Source organism: Inquilinus limosus DSM 16000, from assembly GCF_000423185.1.
Taxonomy (GTDB): domain Bacteria; phylum Pseudomonadota; class Alphaproteobacteria; order DSM-16000; family Inquilinaceae; genus Inquilinus; species Inquilinus limosus.
The window spans coordinates 1-18,364 of the sequence record NZ_AUHM01000041.1 but is presented as its reverse complement, the minus strand read 5'-3'; the positions used below and the strand labels follow the sequence as shown (position 1 = coordinate 18,364).

Genomic DNA, 18,364 nt, shown 5'->3' with positions numbered 1-18,364 from the left:
ATTTCGGCCAACAAATGTGAATGTCTTGTAAATTGAAACGATCTTGCTTCCCTGTCCGGCTCCGATATTCACGCGTCGTTCGTGCACAAATTATTGTCTGGCAAAAGAAATCGCTTCGCCTGCATCCGAAGTATTTCTTCCTGTCTACGGCGGGGCGCACCGAGGCGGCTGCGTCCGCTGGCCTTCGGGAACCGGCGAGGCCGATCGCGACGGAACAGCGCCCGCATCACGACCTCATCAGCCTCAATAGCGGCGGCGCGCTCCGGTTCCGTCCCGCTGCAGATTCTTTCCGTGGTGGGAAGAGAGTCCTTCCAGATCCGGAACGATTGCGGCATGATCGCCGCCGGCAATGCTCGCTTGACGGGTGGAGAGGGGAATTGGTAACGTTCCCACAACAACCTGTCCGAGAGGGACAGCGGCTTCACCGGGGGAGATGCCCTTGAACGGCAAGCGCCAGCCCACGATCATCGACGTCGCCCGCCTGTCCGGCGTGTCGAAGACGACCGTGGCGCGCGTCCTGTCCGGCGTCGGCGCGGTGCATGCCGAGACCCGCAGGCGGGTGGAGGAGGCGGTCCGCCAGTCGGGCTACGAGCGCAACCACCTGGCCTTCGGCCTGCGCACCGGGCGCAGCCGCATGCTCGGCCTCGTCATCCCCGACATCTCCAACCCGTTCTGGGCCGATCTCGCCCGCGGCGCCCAGGACCAGGCGGAAGCCGAGAAGCGGTCGGTGCTGATCTTCAGCTCCGACTGGGATGCGGAGCGGGAGCGCCGGCACCTGCAGGCGCTGCGCCAGGCCCGGGTCGACGGGATCATCCTGAACCCGGCGACCGACGACCGCGATTTGCTGCGCCAGACCGAGGCGCCGGTGGTGGTGATCGGCTCCTCCGGCGAGCGCTTCCCCGAATTCTCCAGCGTGCGCAGCGACGTGGCCCAGGGCGTGCGGCTGGCGCTCGACTATCTGATCGCCGCCGGCCATCGCCATATCGGCCTGATCAACGGCCGCGACCGCCGCGTCGCCCGCACCCGCTTCGTCACCGAGGCGCAGGAGCACTGGCAGCGCCACGGCTTCGACCGCGCCTCCCTGCCGATGGACGAGGGCGACTACACGGCGGATTCCGGCCAGGCGGCGATGCGCCGGCTGATCGAACGGGAGGGCCGGCGGATGACCGCGGTCTTCGCCGCCAACGACCTGATGGCGGTCGGCGCCATCCTGGCGGCCCGCGCCGCCGGCCTGTCCTGCCCGCGCGACGTCTCGATCATCGGTATGGACGGGGTCGAGGCCGGCGGCTTCACCGATCCCGGCCTGACCACGGTCGACAAGCCGCGCTACGACATGGGCGTGCAGGCGATGCGCCTGCTGCAGGCCGAGATCGAGGGCGAGGCCGAGATCGTCCACGCCGTGCTCCCCTGCCGGGTGGTCGAGCGCGCCTCGGTCGCCGCCCCGCCGCGGGCGGCCCTGGACAGGGTCCGGCCTTCGGCCTTGCGCAGCGTCCGGAAGAAGAGCGCCTGACATGACCGGCCTCGATCACAGCTCTTCCGCCCCCATTGCGGCTGTTCGTGGGAACGTTCCCAAGGTCGCCCGCGAGTCCAGCCTGCGGCGCGTCTGGCGCTGGCGCGGCTATTACCTGATGCTGCTGCCCGGCCTGCTGTACTTCGTGGTGTTCCACTACCTGCCGATCTGGCAGGCCAAGCTGGCGTTCCAGGACTACCGCATCATCGGCCCCAGCGTCTGGGCCGGGCTGAAGCACTTCCGGGCTCTGTTCGACAGCCCGGTGTTCTACCAGGTGCTGTGGAACACGGTGCTGATCAGCGCCATGAAGCTGGTGTTCCTGTTCCCGGTGCCGGTGATCGTGGCCCTGTTGGTCAACGAGGTGCAGGGCCGGCGCTACCGCCGCTTCGTGCAGTCGGTGATCTACCTGCCGCATTTCCTGTCCTGGATCGTCATCGCCGGCGTGTTCATCGCCGTGCTGTCGCCGACCGACGGCACGGTCAACGACATCCTCGGCCTGTTCGGCTTCGCGCCGGTGCCGTTCATGACCTCGGAGGGCTCGATCCTCTGGGTCCTGGTCTTCTCCGAGATGTGGCGCAGCGCCGGCTGGGATTCGCTGCTGTTCCTCGCCGCCGTGATGGCGATCGACCCGCAGCTCTACGACGCCGCGACGATCGACGGCGCCGGCCGCTGGCGCAAGATCTGGCACGTCACCCTGCCGGCCCTGGTGCCGACCATGGCGACGGTGTTCATCCTCAATCTCGGCGCCTTCATGAGCGCCGGCTTCGACCAGGTGTTCAACTTCTCCAACGATGCGATCCGCGATCGGATCGACATCCTCGACACCTATGTCTACCGCATGGGTCTCGTCGGTGGCGAATACGCCTATGCCACCGCCGCCGGCGTGTTCAAGGCGGTGATCGGCATGGCGATGATCCTGGCCGCCCATTTCGTCTCCAAGCGCCTGACCGGCAAGGGGGTGTGGTGATGGCTGCCTCCCGCATTCGCCGGACGCCGTTCGAGCGCATCGAATACGCCGTCATCTGCTCGGCCCTGCTGCTGATGGTGGTGGTGACGGTCCAGCCGATCCTGAACCTCGTGGCGGTGTCGGTCTCCGACAGCGCCCAGGTGCCGGGGATGAGCGGCCTGGCCGTGCTGCCGCACGGCTTCTCGCTCGACGTCTGGCGGGTGCTGCTGACCCATCCGCAGGTGCTCAGCGGCCTGGCCAATAGCCTCCTGATCACCGTCGCCGGCACGGTGATCAACGTCGTCGCCACCACGCTGATGGCCTGGGCCCTGTCGCGCGAGGGCCTGCCGGGGCGCCGGGCGATCCTGGTCTTCATCCTGGTGACCGTGGTGTTCGAGCCCGGGGTGGTGCCGGACTATCTGGTGATGAAGCAGCTCGGCCTGCTCAACTCCTACTGGTCGGTGATCCTCTATCGCGGCGTCTTCGCCTGGTACCTGATCGTGCTGATCCGCTTCTTCGAGGAGATCCCGAAGGAGCTGCTGGAGGCGGCCGAGATGGAGGGCGCCTCGCCGCTGCAGACCCTCTGGTACGTGGTGGCGCCGCTGGCGCTGCCGGCGATCGCCACCATTACCCTGTTCTACACCGTGCTGCACTGGAACGAATATTTCCGGGCGATGATCTACCTGAACGATCCCGGGATGTGGCCGCTGCAGGTGGTGCTGCGGCAGTTCGTGGTCGAGGGCGACAAGTCGCTGATGGTCGGGCTCGAGGCCATGAACCAGTACACCGGCGGCAGCCAGATCGACCTGCGCGCGCTGAAGGCCGGGATGATCATCCTGACCCTGATCCCGGTGCTGGCGATCTATCCACTGATCCTGAAGTTCTTCACCAAGGGGACCATGAGCGGGGCGGTGAAAGGATGAGCCGCCGCCGTGACCCCCAATCAGAAAGTCGAGGAGGAGACGCAATGGGCAAGATGCTTCTGGGGCCGGCGCTGGCCCTGGTGTTCGCGGCGGCGCTGGGCATGTCGGCGCAGGCCGCCGACCCGGTGACGATCCGCGTCGTCAGCAAGGACTTCACCAAATCGAACCCGGACGACGTCAAGCTGGTGGCGGCGATCGAGGCCGGCATGGCGGCCAAAGGCCATCCGGTCAAGATCGACCTGGTCGACGTGCCGCCCGGCGGCTATGCCGAGAAGCTGTCGCTGATGCTGCTGTCGGGCGACATCCCCGACCTGATCTACTTCCAGGGCGGCGACCAGAAGATCGTCGAGCAGGGGCTGCTCGAGGACTGGCGGCCCTGGCTGGACAAGGCGCCGAACCTGAAGCAGGCACTGTGGGAGCACAACAAGCCGCGGCTCGAGAACTACCCCTATCTGATCTACCCCTTTCCGGTGCGCGCCAAGGTCGGCGTGATGCGCCAGGACTGGCTGGGGAAGACCGGCCTGCCGGCGCCGCAGACGCTGGAGGACTGGGAGGCCCTGTTCCGCAAGATCGTGGACTCCGACCTCGACGGCAACGGCAAGAAGGACACCTTCGGCATCACGGTGGCGACCATCCCGCCGGCCGGCGCCACCGACGAGCTGGATGAGATCTTCAACCAGGCCTTCGGCGTCAGCGCCACTTGGCTGAAGGACGCCTCCGGCCAGTGGATCCACGCCCGCGTCTCTCCGCAGGAGCGCGACAAGATCGCCTACTACCGCAAGCTGTTCGCGGAAGGGCTGCTGGACCCCGACTTCATCACCACCAAGTGGGACACGCGCGAGGACAAGTTCTATTCCGGCCGGGCCGGGGTGATCCTCGGCGTGGTCGGCGTCAACATGGACATCTACCAGGGCAAGATGCGCCAGGTGCATCCGGGCGCGACCCTGGTGCCGCTGGAGCCGCCAAAGGGCCCGGGCGGGCAGGGGCTGCGCGCCGTCGACGTCAGCCGCGAGATGCGCGGCTTCGCCATGTCCACCTTGTCGGAGCACAAGGAGGACGTGGTCGCCCTGATGGACTTCATGGCCAGCCCCGAGGGCCAGGCGATCGACCGCATGGGCTTCGAGGGCGAGCAGTGGGTCAAGGACGGCGGCACCATCAAGGTCACCGAGAAGATGGCGACCTGGTATCCGCGCTTCATCATCGACCAGCCGGACGCCTGGAAGCCGCCGGTGCCGCTGCTGTCGCAGCAGGCCGAGGCGTCGATCGCGCTGGCGCAGAAATACTACGCGCCGGACAACGCCTTCGTCTTCCCCAGCGAGTACACCGCCAAGCTCGACGCGGCGGAGAACGTGTACCGCAGCTACGCCTGGAAGTTCATCTCCGGCGAGCTGCCGATCGAGAAGTGGGACGAGTACGTCGCCGAGTGGAACGCCAAGGGCGGCGCCGACATCACCGAATATGCGAGGACCAAGCTGAATGGAACGAACTGAGGCGGGGCCGTCGCTGAAGGGCCGGATCCGGGGCATGCTGCATGGCGTCGCGTTCGGCGACGCCATCGGCGCCACGATCGAGAAGCTGTCCGCGGCCGAGATCCGGCAGCGCTACGGCCGGGTGACCTCGCTGGAGGTCGACTGGCACCGCACGGACGTGCCGGAGGCGGCGCGGGGCGGCCGGATCCGCGGCCACGGCATCGTCACCGACGACACGCTGATGACGCTGTGCCTGATGGCGGTCTACCGCGAGGCCGGCCGCCATCTCGACGCCTGGGACATGGCCGGCGCCATGGTCCGCCAGATCGCCTGGACGCCGCGCTGGATCCCGGAGATGCAGCGCGAGACCATGCTGATCGAGCGGCTGTTCTACCCGGAGAAGTGGATCTTCCAGCGCCACCAGCTGGCCAGCTGCGACCCGCGCGAAGGCGGCATCGGCAACATGGTCAATTGCGGCGCCGCCATGTACATCGCCCCGGTCGGGGCGGTGAACGCCTGCGACCCGAAGGCGGCCTATGACGAGGCGATCGACCTGGCCGCCGGGCACCAGCACAGCTACGGGCTGGAGGCGGCCGGGGTGATGGCCGCCTGCGTCGCCGCCGCCATGGTGCCGGGCACCACGATCGAGGCGGTGGTTGAGGCCGCCATCGCGCTGGCCAAGGACGGCACCCGCGCCGCGATCGCCGACATCGCCGCGGCGGCGCGGAGGCTGAAGCCCCACCGCGCCGACCATGCCCGGGTGACGGCGGAGTTCCAGGAGATCATCGGCCGCTACTCCAGCATGGGCGACGACGTGCACCGCCATCCCGAAAGGGCCGGGCTGCCGACGCACGACTACACCCCGTCGCGGCTGCGCTCGATCGAGGAGCTGCCGCTGGCGCTCGGCTTCTGCCTGATCAATGACGGCGACTTCCGGGCCTCGGTGCTGGACGGCATCAATTCCGGCCGCGACACCGATTCCATCGGCTGCATGGCCGGCGCCATCCTGGGCGCGATGCAGGGCGAGGCCGTGATCGACCCGGCCGAGCGCGACCTGCTGGACCGCGCCAACCGCTTCGACCTGACGGCCGAGGCCGACCGTTTCCATGACGCCGTCGCCGGTATCCTGGCCGGGGACCTCGGCCTCGCCCGTCTCCGCGACGCCCGGCGCCGGGCGCTGATCTCCGATTCCGCCGAACCGGCCCGTGCCGCGGCCGTCCACTGACCCGCCCGAAGACCAAGGCCCCGGAATGCCCCTGCCCACCGACACCCTCGACCGCATCTATGCCGGCTTTCTCGGCAAGGCCATCGGCGTGCGCCTCGGCGCCCCGGTGGAGCCGACGATCTGGACCTGGGACCGGATCGAGAAGACCTATGGCGAGATCACCGGCTATCTGCGCGACTTCAAGAACTTCGCCGCCGACGACGACACCAACGGGCCGGTCTATTTCATCCGGGCGCTGCGCGATTTCAGCCTCGACCCGTCGCCCCAGGATGTCGGCCGCACCTGGCTGAACTACGCGGCGGAGCAGCACGGCATGTTCTGGTGGGGCGGCTACGGCATCTCCACCGAGCACACCGCCTTCGCCAATCTCCAGTCCGGCATCCCGGCGCCGGAGTCCGGCTCGATCGCCCGCAACGGCGCGGTGATCGCGGAGCAGATCGGCGGCCAGATCTTCGTCGATTCCTGGGGCTGGGTGTGCCCGGGCGACCCGGCCTGCGCCGCCGACCTGGCCGCCCGCGCCGCCAGCGTCTCGCATGACGGCAACGGCCTGCACGGAGCCCGCTTCGTCGCCGCCTGCATCGCCAAGGCCTTCGTGGCGGAGACGATAGAGGAGGTGGTGGAGGCCGGCCTCGCCACCATCCCGGCCGGCAGCGAATACGCCCGCGTCGCCCATGCGGTGCAGGCCATGCACCGGGTGAAGCCGAAGGACTGGCGCGCCTGCCGTCGGATGCTGGAAAGCGAGTTCGGCTACGACCGCTATCCCGGCGTCTGCCATATCATTCCGAATGCCGGGCTGCTGATCCTGGCGCTGCTCTACGGCCAGGGCGACCTGTCGCGCACGGTCGAGATCGCGACCATGGGCGGCTGGGACACCGATTGCAACGCCGGCAATGCCGGGGCCATCGTCGGCACGCTGGCCTGCATCGCCGGGGTGGCGGCGCACTACCGCAAGCCGATCAACGATTGCATCGTCGCCTCGGGCATCACCGGGTCGCTCAACATCGTCGACATCCCCAGCTTCTGCCGCGAGCTGGCGGTGCTGGCCCACCGCCTGGCCGGGGAGGAGCCGCCGGCGGAATGGGCGGCGGACATGGAGCGGCGGGGCGTCCGCTTCGACTTCGACCTGCCGGGATCGACCCACGGCTTCCGGACCGAGGGCGACAACCGCATCGCGCTCTCCTGGTCGGACGAGCGGAAGGCCACCGGCCGCGGCGCGCTCTGCGCCCTCCTGGACCGGCTGGAGCGCGGCGATGGCGGCCGGATCTTCTGGAAGCCCTTCTACCGACGCCGCGACTTCGACGACGAGCGCTACCGGCCCATGTTCTCGCCTTTGGTGGCGACGGGGCAGGAGGCGGTACTGCGTCTCTGGCTCGACCCCTGGGAGGGCGACGGCCATCTTCGCATCGTGCCCTATGTCCGCCGGGCGATGAGCGGCACGGTCGACGAGATCGGCGCCTGGACCCAGCCGAAGGCCGGCGAATGGCAGGAGCTGCGCTTCACCGTGCCGGAAACGGGCGGCGAGGCGGTCGACGAGATCGGCATCAGGGTCGAGTATTTCGGCCGGCTGAAGTTCCTGGGCCGGATCCTCATCGACGAGTTCACCGTCTCCGGCCCCGGCTCGGCGCGGCTCGACCCCCGGATCGAGGCCAATGAATGGGGCGGCATCACCCGCTGCACCTGGAACCGCGGCGTCTGGCGGATCGAGGACGGCCGCATCCACGCCCTCACCGCGACCGACGCCGATCTGTGGACCGGCCATCTCTACGCCCGCGATCAGACCGTGACGGCCGAGATCACGCCGCTGGCCGGCGAGGGGCACCTGGTCTGCGCCCGCGGCCAGGGCAATGAGCGCTGCTACGCCGCCGGCTTCGTCTCGGCCGAGGAGGTCGCGATCATCCGCCGCGACTTCGGCGAGACCGTTCTGGCCCGCGCGCCGTTCCGGCGCGAGCTCGGCCGGGCCTACAGCCTGGCGCTGGAAGCGGTGGGCGACCGGCTGACCCTGTCGGTCGACGGCCAGGTGCTGCTGGAGGCCCGGGACGGCACGCTGGCCTACGGCATGGCGGGGCTGCGCATGCCTTCGGCGGGGCGGATGCAGGCCGGCGTGGTCGAGATCCACGAGGGGACGAATGGCTGAGGCACGGCCCGCTTGCATCGAGCCGGAGCGCGAGGGACCGCTCTCCGGCATCCGCGTGCTCGACCTGTCGCGCGTCGTCGCCGGCAACGCGCTGGGGCTGGAACTGGCGGATTTCGGCGCCGAGGTGATCAAGGTCGAGCCGCCGGGCGGCGACCCCCTGCGCGACTGGCAGGTGAAGGGCCACAGCCTCTATTGGAAGGAGCTGTCGCGCAACAAGCTGTCGGTCGTGCTGGACCTGCGCAAGCCGGAGGGGATGGCGGCGCTGGAGCGGCTGATCCCGACCGCCGATGTGATGATCGAGAACTTCCGGCCCGGCGTGCTGGAGGAGATGGGGCTGGCGCCCGATCGCCTCCTCGCCATGGCGCCGGACCTGATCCTGGTGCGCATCTCCGGCTTCGGCCAGACCGGCCCGGCCAGCCGGCTGCCGGGCTTCGGCACGCTGGTCGAGGCGATGTCGGGCTTCGCCTCGCGCAACGGCTTCGCCGACCGCGAGCCGGTGCTGCCGCCGCTGGCGCTGGCCGACATGATCGCCGGGCTGCACGGCGCCAAGGCGGTGCTGGCGGCGCTCCGGGCCCGCGACCGCGGCATGGCCCGCGGCCAGGTGATCGACCTGTCGCTCTTGGAGGCGATGTATTCGGTGCTGGGGCCGGAGGCCGGCAGCTGGGCCGTCACCGGCCAGGTCAAGGAGCGCACCGGAAGCGCCTCGGGCAACAGCGCGCCGCGCAACGTCTACAAGACTCGCGACGGCCGCTGGATCGCGATGTCCGGCTCCACCGACCGGATGGCCAAGCGCATCCTGCAGCTGGTCGGCGGCGACGCGCTGGCGCAGGACCCGCGCTTCGCCACCAATGCCGACCGGGTGCGGAACCGGGCGATGCTGGACGCCATCATCGGCGAGTGGATCGGCGCCCGCGACCGCGACACGGCGCTGGCGGTCTTCCGGGCCGAGGGCATCACCGTCGGCCCGGTCCACGACATCGCCGATTTCATGGCGGACGAGCACGTGATCGAGCGCGAGGTGGTGGTGTCGATCCCCGACCCGGATCTCGGCAGCCTGCCGGTACACAACGTGCTGCCGCGCCTGTCGGCCACGCCGGGCGCGATCCGCCGCCTGGCGCCGGCGCCGGGCGCCGATGCGGAGGATGTGCTGCGCCGGGCCGGCTTCTCGGCCGCGGAGGTCGAAGGCCTGCGCGCTGCGGGGGCGCTGGGGTGACCATCGAAGCACCCGCCTGCCGCGCGGCTCGTGCAGCCGTCGCGCAGGCGGGCGCGGGACATCGGTCCGTCACGCCGGCTGCAGCTGCGGGCGTTGCCGCGACGGCAGCGGCGGGAAGGCGAGGGCGATGGCCACCGCCGCCAGCCCGATGCCGAAGGACCCGATGAACATCCAGTTGTAGACGCTGAAGGTGTCGAACACCCAGCCGCCGGCCCAGGGGCCCAGCGCCATGCCGATGCTGGAGGTCATCGTCGCAGCGCCGAACACGGTGCCCATCGCGGCCTGGCCGAAATACTCGCGCGCCAGCACGGCGTAGAGCGGCATCACGCCGCCATAGGCGGTGCCGAAGATCGTGGCCAGCAGGTAGAACTCGCCGAGATTGGCGACGAACAGATAGGCGCCGATGACGACAGCCTGCACCGCCAGACCGGCCACCAGCACGCGCTTGACCCCGAGCCGGTCGGCGAGGACGCCCAGCAGCAGGCGCCCGCCCAGCCCGGCCAGCCCTTCGACGCTGTAGATGCTGACGGCCGCCAGCGCCGGGATGCCGCAGGTCATCGCGTAGCTGACCATGTGGAAGATCGGCCCGGAATGGGCGGCGCAGCACAGGAAGAAGGTCGCCGCCAGGATCGCGAATTGCGGTGTGCGGAAGGCGGCGCGGGCGGACAGGTTGCCGATCTCGCCGGCAGGCACCGGGGCTTCGGTGCCATGGCCGGCCGCGGCCGGCGGCCGGCGCACCAGCAGCCCGGCCGGAAGCAGCAGCACCCAGGAGGCGACGCCGATCACCGCCATCGCCGTCCGCCAGTCATAGGCCGCGACCAGCCAGGCGGCGAAGGGCGAGACGGTCATCGGCGCCACGCCGATGCCCGCCGACACCAGCGAGACCGCCAGGCCGCGATTGGTGTCGAACCAGGCGGTCGCGGCCGCCACCATCGGCGCGAAGAAGGCCCCGGCCGCCAGCCCGACCAGCGTGCCGTAGATCAGCTGGAACCAGGCGAGGCTGGTCGTCTGGCTCGCCAGGACCAGCGCCAGGCCCAGCAGCGCCGCGCCGCAGAGCACCACGATCCGGGCGCCGAGCCGGTCGCTGAGCGTGCCCCAGCCGAAGCCGGCCGCCCCCATGACCAGGAAGTTGAGGGTCATGGCGCTGGAGATCCCGGCGCGGCTCCAGCCGGTGTCGGTCGACATCGGCTGCAGGAAGATCGCCAGCGAGAACATCGCGCCGATGCCGACGCAGGTCATGAGCGCGCCGACACCGATGATGACCCACTTGTAGGCACTGTCCGTCCGTGGCTGCGACATCAGAAGCCTCTTCACCACTGTGCCGGCTCGCCTTCACGGAGGGGCCCATCCCGCTCCGGAATGCCGGCTCTCATGCTGAAGACGAACGGGCCGGCCGGAAATCGACATCCCGACCAAAAAATTTTACCAGACGGTAAAGCTTCCTTCCCCTGGCAGTGAGGCCGGGGTGGAGACGGAGTGGCCGATGCTGCTGTTCGCACGCCTCAACGTCATTGCGAGCGCAGCGAAGCAATCCAGGGCCGCAAGAGCGGAAGCATGGATTGCTTCGTCGGCTTCGCCTCCTCGCAATGACAGTAGAAATCGGCGCAAATGAGAATGTGTTGCATTATCGACACATTCGCGGAGAATGCATGCCTGTCGCGCCATTCTCGCCGCTTCGCAATGTCGTCCCAGGCCCGATTTCGCTATGGCAGCAGGGGCGGGAACATTCATGCGTGCCGCTGCGGGGTGTCGTGAAGAAGCTGTCTCTCACGCGGATTCTGGACGCGTTCGGGGCCGAGGCGCCCCGGATGGAGGCCGGGCTGCAGGGCCGGGTCCGCTGCCGCGCGCGCACCGCCGACATCCTGCAGGACGCCTGGATCAAGCTGGCCGAGCTCGGCGCCGACGGGGCGGTGGAGAACCCGCAGGCCTATGTGCGCCGCACGGTCCGCAACGCCGCGACCGACCATCTGCGCAAGGAACGGCGGCGGGCCGCGATCGACCAGGAGGTGCACGAGCTGCTGTGGGACAGCGCCGATGACCTGTCGCCGGAGCGGATCGCCATGGGCCGGGAGGCGGTGGCGGCGCTGGAGCGGGCCCTGGCGGAGATCCCGGAGCAGAGCCGGCGCGTCTTCCTGATGAACCGCTTCGAGGGCAAGACCCATCGCGAGATCGCGCGCGAGCTCGGCGTCTCCGAGACGACCGTCTACTACCATATCCGCCGCGTCCTCGAACGGCTGTCGGACCTGCGGGACAGCCTGGCCGGCTGAAGCCGCCGCCGTTCCGTTGAGGCAAATCCCCCTTTGACACGTCTAGGGAGTAGAAGGGGCGAAGAAGCGTCCCCGTCCCGCCTGCCGCCGCGAGCCGATGGAAACCGACCGCAACGCCCAGGAAACCGACGGCCGCATCGCCAAGGATGCGCGCGACTGGGTGGTCCGGCTCGCCTCCGGCACGGCGACCGAGGAGGATCTCGCCGCGTTCCGGGCGTGGCGGGCCGCGTCGCCCGAGCATGAGCGCGCCTTCGCCCGCGAACGGGCGTTCTGGCGGCAGCTGCAGGCCCTGTCCCCGGAGGCGCCGCCGCTCGCCGCGCCGCGGCCGGGACGGAAGGGGATCGGCCGCCGGGCCGTTCTCGCCGGCGGCGCGGCGCTGGCCGCCGGCGCGGCGGGGATCGTCGCCGCGCCGCGCCTGGCGCTGCTGTGGCGGGCCGACCACCGGACCGGCGTCGGCGAGCAGGCGAGAGTTTCCCTGCCGGACGGCTCCACCGTCCTGCTGAACACCGACAGCGCCATTGCGCTCGGCTTCCGTCCGGGGCTGCGCCTCGTCACCCTGCTGCAGGGCGAGGCCCTGTTCGAGGCCGGGCGTGACGCGGCGGCGCCGTTCCGCGTGGCGGCGCTGGGCGGCAACACCGAGACCGGTGGCGCGGCCTTCGCCGTCCGGGCCATCGGGGAGGACGTCACCGTGACTCTGGCGAAGGGGCGGGCCGGGGTCTTCGGACCGGCCGCCGCGGAGGCGCCGTTCCCGCCGGCCGGCGCGGTCGATCTGGTTGCGGGCCAGCAGGCCCGGTACCGGGAGGGATCGGCGCCGGGCCGCGCCGCCCCGGTCGATCTGGGCACGGCCCTGGCCTGGCGGGCGGGCCGCATCGTGTTCGACGGCAAGCCCTTCGGCGAGGCGGTGGCCGAGTTGGGCCGCTATGTGCCGGAGCGGATCGTCCTGGCCGACCGCAGCCGCGCCGGGGAGCCCGTCGGCGGCGTCTTCTCCATCGGCGAGGCCCAGGCCGCGCTGTCGGCGCTGGCCGACACCCAGGGGCTGCCGCTCCGGCGCATCCCAGGCGTAGTCATTGTCATCGGCTGAAAAATTCCGGCGCCCTCTATAGGCAAGGGACCGCCTCGCGCGTCTCTCCAGTGACAGGCCGCGATCGGCCGACCGGCCCCCGCAGGGGCTGCGGATGCGTATGGTTCTGAATTGCAAGCGGGGCGGGGGAAGAATGTCTGAAGTCCGGGGGCGGCAGGCGATGCCGCGGGGGCGGTCGCATCGGAAGCTGCGATCCTTGCTGGCGGCGACTGCGCTGATCGGAAGCTCCCCCTTGATCCTGGCCGCGGCGCAGCCGGCCTGGGCGCAGGCCGCCTCGTCCGCGGCGGCGTGGAGCTTCGACATCCCCCGCCAGCCGCTGGCGACGGCGCTGCGCCAGTTCGCCGACCAGTCGGGGATGCAACTGGCCTACGCCTCGGCGGATCTGCAGGGGCTGACCTCACCCGGCGTGCGCGGCAGCATGCCGGCCGCCGAGGCGCTGGCCCGGCTGCTGGCCGGGACCGGTGCGACCTGGCGCCTGACCGCCGCCAACACCGTCTCGATCCAGCGTCCCGCGCCGGCGCCCGCGGCCGACGCAGCGGCCGGCGGCGGCCTGGTGCTGGACCCGATCGTCGTGCAGGGCGGCGGCTTCTTCGGCCCGACCGACGGCTATGTCGCGGAGGAGTCCCGCACCGCGACCAAGACCGGCACGCCGCTGATCGAGACGCCGCAATCCGTGTCGGTCGTCACCCGCCGGCAGATGGACGACCAGAAGGTCCAGTCGGTCTCGCAGGCGCTGCGCTACTCCGCCGGCGTGGCGCCGGAGACCCGCCCCGGCCGCTACGACTATCCGAACATCCGCGGCTTCGGCTCGCCCGGCGGGGCCGACGCCAATTTCGTCGGGCTGATGGACGGGCTCAGGCTGCCGCGCGGCGTCTATTACATCGCGCCCTCGGTCGACCCCTACATGCTGGAGCGCGTCGAGATCCTGCGCGGCCCGTCCTCGATCCTCTACGGCAGCGTGAACCCGGGCGGCGTCGTCAATCTCTGGAGCAAGCGGCCGACGGCGGAGCCGCTGCACGAGATCGACCTGGAATACGGCAGCTACGACCGCCTCCAGGCCGGGCTCGATTTCGGCGGCCCGCTGACCGAGGACGGCTCGCTGCTCTACCGCCTCACCCAGACCAACGTCAAGACCGCCGACCCGGATCCGACGCACCCCTATGCCAGCATCCAGACCGGCGAGATCCGGTCGCGCGGGGTCGAGCTCGAGGCCCATGCCAGGGTGACCGACAATCTGAGCCTGCTCGGCTCCCTCACGGTGCTCGACATCGTCAACACCGAGAGCACGGATTACGAGGACAAGCGGCCCTTCGGCGTGCCCGACCGGCTGGCCTCGCTCTGGGCCGATTACAGCTTCACCGAAGGGCCCCTGGACGGCCTCGCGCTCGGCGCCGGCGTCCGCTACATCGGCTCGTCCTACGGCAATGCCGAGAACACGCTGAAGGTGCCGGACGTGACCCTGTTCGACCTCGGCCTCCGCTACGATCTCGGCATGCTGCGGCCGGAGCTGGAGGGGACGCAGGTCTCGATCAACGTCGCCAACCTGTTCGACCGCGAATACGTCGCCTCCTGCTGGGCCGACCACTCCTGCTTCTACGGCACCCGGCGCACGATCACCGCCGGGCTGAAGCTCCGGTGGTGACGCTGCGCCGCCTCGGGGCGGCGTGCCGGCTCGCCCTCCTGGGCCTCGGGCTGCTCGCGGCTCCGGCGGCGGCCGATCCGATCGTACTGACCGACGCTGCCGGCCATGAGGTCGAACTGCCGCAGCCGGCCCGGCGGGTCGTACTGGGCGATGGCGGGCTGATCACCGTGCTGGCCCTGCTGGACCCGGAGCCGGCGTCGCTGGTCGTGGGCTGGGCCGAGAACCTGGTGCGCTTCGACCCGGGCACCGCCGCCGCCTACCGGGCGCGCTTCCCGGCGATCGACCGGCTGCCGCTGGTGGGCGGCACCACCGCGGACAGCTTCTCCATCGAACAGGTCCTCGGCCTGAGCCCGGACCTCGTCGTCCTGCCGCTCTGGTTCGGCCCTGCGGAGGAGCTGGAGCGGCAGCTCGGCGCGGCGGGCATACCGGTCCTCCATATCGACTTCTTCAATGATCCGCTGCGCAACACGGTGCCCAGCCTGCGGGCGCTCGGCCGGGCAGTGGGGCGGGAGGAGCGGGCTGAGGCCTTCATCCGCTTCTACCAGGAGCATATGGGCCGGATCGCCAGGACGCTGGCCGCGCATCCCGGCGCCCGGCCGAAGGTGCTGCTGCACGCCCGCGCGGGCGGCTGGGATTGCTGCTGGTCGTCCGGCGCGAGCGGCCCGGGCACGCTGATCGACTTCGCCGGCGGCGACAACATCGCCAGGTTGGTCGTGCCCGGCCCGACCGGGCAGCTCGGGCTCGAATACGTGCTGTCGCAGAATCCGGAGGTCTACATCGCCGCCGGCGGCCCGCAGCTCCCCGGCCCGGGGAATTTTTCGATCGGGCCGGGCGTGCCGCGGGCGGCGGTGCGCGAGCAGCTGGCCGCGATCCGCGGCGAGCCCGGCATCGGCAGCCTGCCGGCCATCGCCGCCGGGCGCGCTCATGCGCTGTGGCTCAACTTCTTCCATTCGCCCACGCATGTCGTCGCGGTGGAGGCGATGGCGAAATGGATCCACCCGGAGCTGTTCGGCGATCTCGACCCCGAGGCGACGCTGGCCGAGATCAACCGGCGGTTCCTCGCCGTCCCGATGGAAGGCACATACACCGCCGGGCCGGGGGACTGACTTAGTCCAGAAAATCCCCGTGCTTGCGCACATGCTCGGCCAGTCCCAGCGTGTGCTCGCGCACCAGTTTCTCCGCCAGATCGGCGTCGCGGGCCTCCAGCGCGGCGACGATCTTCTGGTGGTCGACCACCGAACGCTGGGCCCGGTGGTCCTGGCCGATCGTCACCCGCCGGATGCCGCGCATGTGGATGAACAGATTGTCGGTGATGTCGACGATCAACTGGCAGCCGCTGATCCGGATGATCTGCTTGTGGAAGGCGATGTTCGCCTCGGAGTACTCGCTGACATGCTCCTCCGGGTCGCGATCGCGGAACACGTCGACATAGTCGTGCAGCTTGCGGATCTGGGCGTCGGTCGCGACCTGGGTGGCCAGGCGCGCCGCCATGCTCTCCAGCGCCGCCCAGACCGTGATCATCTCCAGGACCTCGGCCTTGCTCTTGCGGATCACGAAGATGCCGCGGCGGGGGACGGAGCGGACGAAGCCCTCCTGCTCCAGCAGCGTCATCGCCTCGCGGATCGGGGTGCGGCTGACGCCCAGCATCTCGCTCAGCTGCCGCTCCTCCAGCTTGATCTCGCCGGGATGGCCGTAGATGTCCATCTCGGTGATGGCCTGCTTCAGAGCCTTGTAGGCCTTGATCCGGAAGCTCGTTTCGGTGTCGAGCGGTTTCACGTCGATCTGCGGGTAGCTCATCGAAGGCCCTATCTGTCGCCTGCGGCCGGCGTTCCCCTCGGCTATAACCCCGGGCGCCGCCGGTCACAAGTATACCGTGGACGAGAGTCCAGCGCAGCTTTCCTCCCTTGGATCGATTGACATAAGGTATTTTGTATACCACCATGATCGCGTCGGCTGCTCAGCGGCCTTGACTCCATTCAACGGGAGGAAGGCGCGGCCATGAAACTCTGCATCTACGGCGCCGGGGCCATCGGCGGCTATCTCGGCGTCCAGCTCCACCGGGCGGGGGGCGATGTCAGCCTCGTCGCCCGCGGCCTGCATCTCGAGGCGATGCGCCAGAACGGGCTCACGCTCCGGATCGACGACGAGGTCCGCACTGCCCGCATCCGCTGCACCGACAACCCGGCCGAGCTGGGGCCGCAGGACTACGTCGTGATCTGCCTCAAGGCCCATTCGGTGCCGGGGGTGGTGGAGGCGATGCAGCCGCTGCTGGGGCCGGAGACGGCGGTCGTCACCGCGGTGAACGGGCTGCCCTACTGGTATTTCCACCGCCATGGCGGCGCGCTCGAGGGGCGGACCATCGAGACGGTCGATCCCGGCGGGCTGCAGTGGAAGCGGCTGGGGCCGGAGCGCGGCATTGGCTGCATCATCTATCCGGCCACCGAGGTGGTGGCGCCCGGCGTGGTCGAGCATCACTACGGCGACAAGTTCCCGCTGGGCGAGCCGGACGGCAGCCGGTCAGCCCGCGTCACCGCATTGAGCGAGGCGATGGAGGCGGCGGGGCTGAAGGCGCCGGTCCGCGACAACATCCGCGACGAGATCTGGCTGAAGCTGTGGGGCAATCTCTGCCTCAACCCGATCAGCGCCCTGACCCATGCGACGCTCGACGTCATCACCGGCGACCCCTCCACCCGTGACGTGGCCCGGCGGATGATGGCCGAGGCGCAGGCGATCGGCAACCGGCTCGGCGTCCATTTCCGGGTCGACATCGAGCGGCGGCTGGACGGCGCCGGCGCCGTCGGCGCCCACCGCACCTCGATGCTGCAGGACCTGGAGCGCGGCCGGCCGATGGAGATCGACCCGCTGGTCACGGTGATCCAGGAGCTCGGCCGCATGGTCGGGGTGCCGACCCCGACGGTCGACACCGTCCTGGCCCTGGTGCAGCAACGGGCCGAGATCGCCGGTCTCTACAGCCGGCCCGCGGCGGCCGAAGCGAAGCGCGCGCCGGTCCTGGTGCCGGCCTGACAGCCATTCCCGAACGGCCGGAAAGAGCCGCTTTTCCAGAGGAGGAACCCAGCCATGAGAGCCGAAGACATTCTCCGCCAGAAGGACACGCGCATCGTCATGATCCGCGTCGGCGAGACGGTGGCCACCGCCGTCGCGCTGATGACGCGGGAGAATGTCGGTGCGCTTCTCGTCAAGGAGGTGTGCCGCACCGAGGGCAATGTCGTGGTCGGGGTGTTCTCCGAGCGCGACGTCGCCCGGGCGCTCGCCACCCATGGCGCGGCGGCGCTGACCATGCCGGTCTCGGCCTTCATCGGCCGCACCGTGATCAGCTGCGAGCCGCGCGACGGCATCGAGACGGTGCTGCGGCTGATGGACGAGAACCACATCCGGCACCTGCCGGTGATGGAGGATCACACCCTCGTCGGCGTGATCAGCGCCCGCGACCTGATCCGGCATTTCCTGCAGCAGGCCACGCCCGTGCCGCAGGAGCCGGCGGCTGCGGTGATCCACGCCTGATTTCCATCTGAGGGGAAGAACCGTGGCGGCCCGACCGGCCGCCGCGGCGTCTCGAACGCGATGCGGCGCCGCCCCGCGGGCCGCGTGGGGGAGTTCTTGTCCATGCGGATAGTGGTGTTGCGGGAGCGGTGGGAGGGTGAGCGCCGGGTGGCGGCGACGGCGGACAGCGTGAGGAAGCTGGTGGGTCTGGGGGCGGCGGTGGTGGTGGAGGCCGGGGCCGGCCTCGGCAGCGCGGTGCCGGACGAGGCGTACCGGTTGGCGGGGGCGGAGGTGGCGCCGGATGCGGCGAGTGCGCTGGCCGGGGCCGATGTGGTCTTGAAGGTGCGGCGGCCGCTGCGCGCGGGCGAGGGCGAGCTGGATGAGCTGGCGCTGATCCCCAAGGGCGCGGCGCTGATCGGGGTGCTGGACCCGTATGACGACGCGGCGGGGATC

Annotated in this window: 16 protein-coding genes and 1 pseudogene; 14 read left to right on the top strand and 3 right to left on the bottom strand. The window is 70.1% G+C overall.

All coding sequences use genetic code 11. From position 1 onward, the window contains the following. Positions 1 to 68: 68 nt before the first annotated feature. Positions 69 to 425 carry a hypothetical protein gene (locus G537_RS43970; RefSeq protein WP_155888801.1) on the bottom strand — a complete coding sequence of 119 codons (357 nt, stop codon included), beginning with the start codon at positions 423 to 425 and terminating at the stop codon, positions 69 to 71. A gap of 14 nt (positions 426 to 439) precedes the next feature. Here G537_RS43970 and G537_RS40190 point away from each other — a divergent pair, with 14 nt between their 5' ends. Genes G537_RS40190 through G537_RS0127180 form a run of 7 tightly spaced genes read left to right on the top strand, consistent with a single transcriptional unit; the run spans position 440 to position 9,420 of the window. Next, on the top strand, positions 440 to 1,510 hold the full coding sequence (locus G537_RS40190) for a LacI family DNA-binding transcriptional regulator (protein WP_064742223.1): 1,071 nt from the start codon (positions 440 to 442) through the stop codon (positions 1,508 to 1,510). Position 1,511: 1 nt separating this feature from the next. Further along, positions 1,512 to 2,477, top strand: a complete 966-nt coding sequence (locus G537_RS0127205; RefSeq protein WP_081689078.1) for an ABC transporter permease — start codon at positions 1,512 to 1,514, stop codon at positions 2,475 to 2,477. Further along, positions 2,477 to 3,379, top strand: coding sequence for a carbohydrate ABC transporter permease (locus G537_RS0127200; protein WP_051249204.1), 903 nt, complete (start codon positions 2,477 to 2,479; stop codon positions 3,377 to 3,379). The genes G537_RS0127205 and G537_RS0127200 overlap by 1 nt, the downstream gene beginning before the upstream one ends. 44 nt (positions 3,380 to 3,423) lie before the next feature. Further along, the gene (locus G537_RS0127195) at positions 3,424 to 4,869 is read left to right on the top strand and encodes an extracellular solute-binding protein (RefSeq protein WP_026872781.1); all 1,446 of its coding nucleotides are present in this window, start codon (positions 3,424 to 3,426) and stop codon (positions 4,867 to 4,869) included. Continuing rightward, positions 4,856 to 6,073 carry an ADP-ribosylglycohydrolase family protein gene (locus G537_RS40185; protein ID WP_051249197.1) on the top strand — a complete coding sequence of 406 codons (1,218 nt, stop codon included), beginning with the start codon at positions 4,856 to 4,858 and terminating at the stop codon, positions 6,071 to 6,073. Before G537_RS0127195 ends, G537_RS40185 begins: the two co-directional genes overlap by 14 nt. Before the next feature lie 25 nt (positions 6,074 to 6,098). Beyond that, on the top strand, positions 6,099 to 8,207 hold the full coding sequence (locus G537_RS0127185; protein WP_026872780.1) for an ADP-ribosylglycohydrolase family protein: 2,109 nt from the start codon (positions 6,099 to 6,101) through the stop codon (positions 8,205 to 8,207). Beyond that, entirely contained in the window at positions 8,200 to 9,420 is a 1,221-nt protein-coding gene (locus G537_RS0127180; RefSeq protein ID WP_034853201.1) for a CaiB/BaiF CoA transferase family protein, read from the top strand. The genes G537_RS0127185 and G537_RS0127180 overlap by 8 nt, the downstream gene beginning before the upstream one ends. 69 nt (positions 9,421 to 9,489) lie before the next feature. Here G537_RS0127180 and G537_RS0127175 read toward each other — a convergent pair whose 3' ends face one another. After that, complete coding sequence (locus G537_RS0127175; protein ID WP_026872778.1) at positions 9,490 to 10,719, bottom strand: MFS transporter; 1,230 nt, start codon at positions 10,717 to 10,719, stop codon at positions 9,490 to 9,492. Between the two features lie 434 nt (positions 10,720 to 11,153). Here G537_RS0127175 and G537_RS40180 point away from each other — a divergent pair, with 434 nt between their 5' ends. From G537_RS40180 to G537_RS0127155, 4 genes are all read left to right on the top strand, one after another. Then, positions 11,154 to 11,687, top strand: a complete 534-nt coding sequence (locus G537_RS40180; protein WP_034853200.1) for an RNA polymerase sigma factor — start codon at positions 11,154 to 11,156, stop codon at positions 11,685 to 11,687. A gap of 97 nt (positions 11,688 to 11,784) precedes the next feature. Continuing rightward, complete coding sequence (locus tag G537_RS0127165; protein WP_026872777.1) at positions 11,785 to 12,768, top strand: FecR family protein; 984 nt, start codon at positions 11,785 to 11,787, stop codon at positions 12,766 to 12,768. A gap of 196 nt (positions 12,769 to 12,964) precedes the next feature. Then, positions 12,965 to 14,410 carry a TonB-dependent receptor domain-containing protein gene (locus G537_RS0127160; RefSeq protein WP_211230524.1) on the top strand — a complete coding sequence of 482 codons (1,446 nt, stop codon included), beginning with the start codon at positions 12,965 to 12,967 and terminating at the stop codon, positions 14,408 to 14,410. Further along, on the top strand, positions 14,407 to 15,516 hold the full coding sequence (locus G537_RS0127155; RefSeq protein ID WP_211230523.1) for an ABC transporter substrate-binding protein: 1,110 nt from the start codon (positions 14,407 to 14,409) through the stop codon (positions 15,514 to 15,516). Before G537_RS0127160 ends, G537_RS0127155 begins: the two co-directional genes overlap by 4 nt. Position 15,517: 1 nt before the next feature. On the opposite strand, the gene G537_RS0127150 is transcribed toward G537_RS0127155, so the two are convergent. After that, positions 15,518 to 16,207: a GntR family transcriptional regulator gene (locus tag G537_RS0127150; protein ID WP_026872774.1), complete on the bottom strand. Its 690-nt coding sequence runs from the start codon at positions 16,205 to 16,207 to the stop codon at positions 15,518 to 15,520. 201 nt (positions 16,208 to 16,408) lie between these two features. Between G537_RS0127150 and G537_RS0127145 the strand changes: the two genes are divergently transcribed. From G537_RS0127145 to G537_RS40175, 3 genes and pseudogenes are all read left to right on the top strand, one after another. Then, complete coding sequence (locus tag G537_RS0127145) at positions 16,409 to 17,434, top strand: 2-dehydropantoate 2-reductase (RefSeq protein WP_026872773.1); 1,026 nt, start codon at positions 16,409 to 16,411, stop codon at positions 17,432 to 17,434. A 54-nt stretch (positions 17,435 to 17,488) separates the two neighbouring features. After that, the gene (locus tag G537_RS0127140; protein ID WP_026872772.1) at positions 17,489 to 17,932 is read left to right on the top strand and encodes a CBS domain-containing protein; all 444 of its coding nucleotides are present in this window, start codon (positions 17,489 to 17,491) and stop codon (positions 17,930 to 17,932) included. Positions 17,933 to 18,034: 102 nt separating this feature from the next. After that, positions 18,035 to 18,364, top strand: a pseudogene (locus tag G537_RS40175) (NAD(P)(+) transhydrogenase (Re/Si-specific) subunit alpha); the annotation flags it as partial.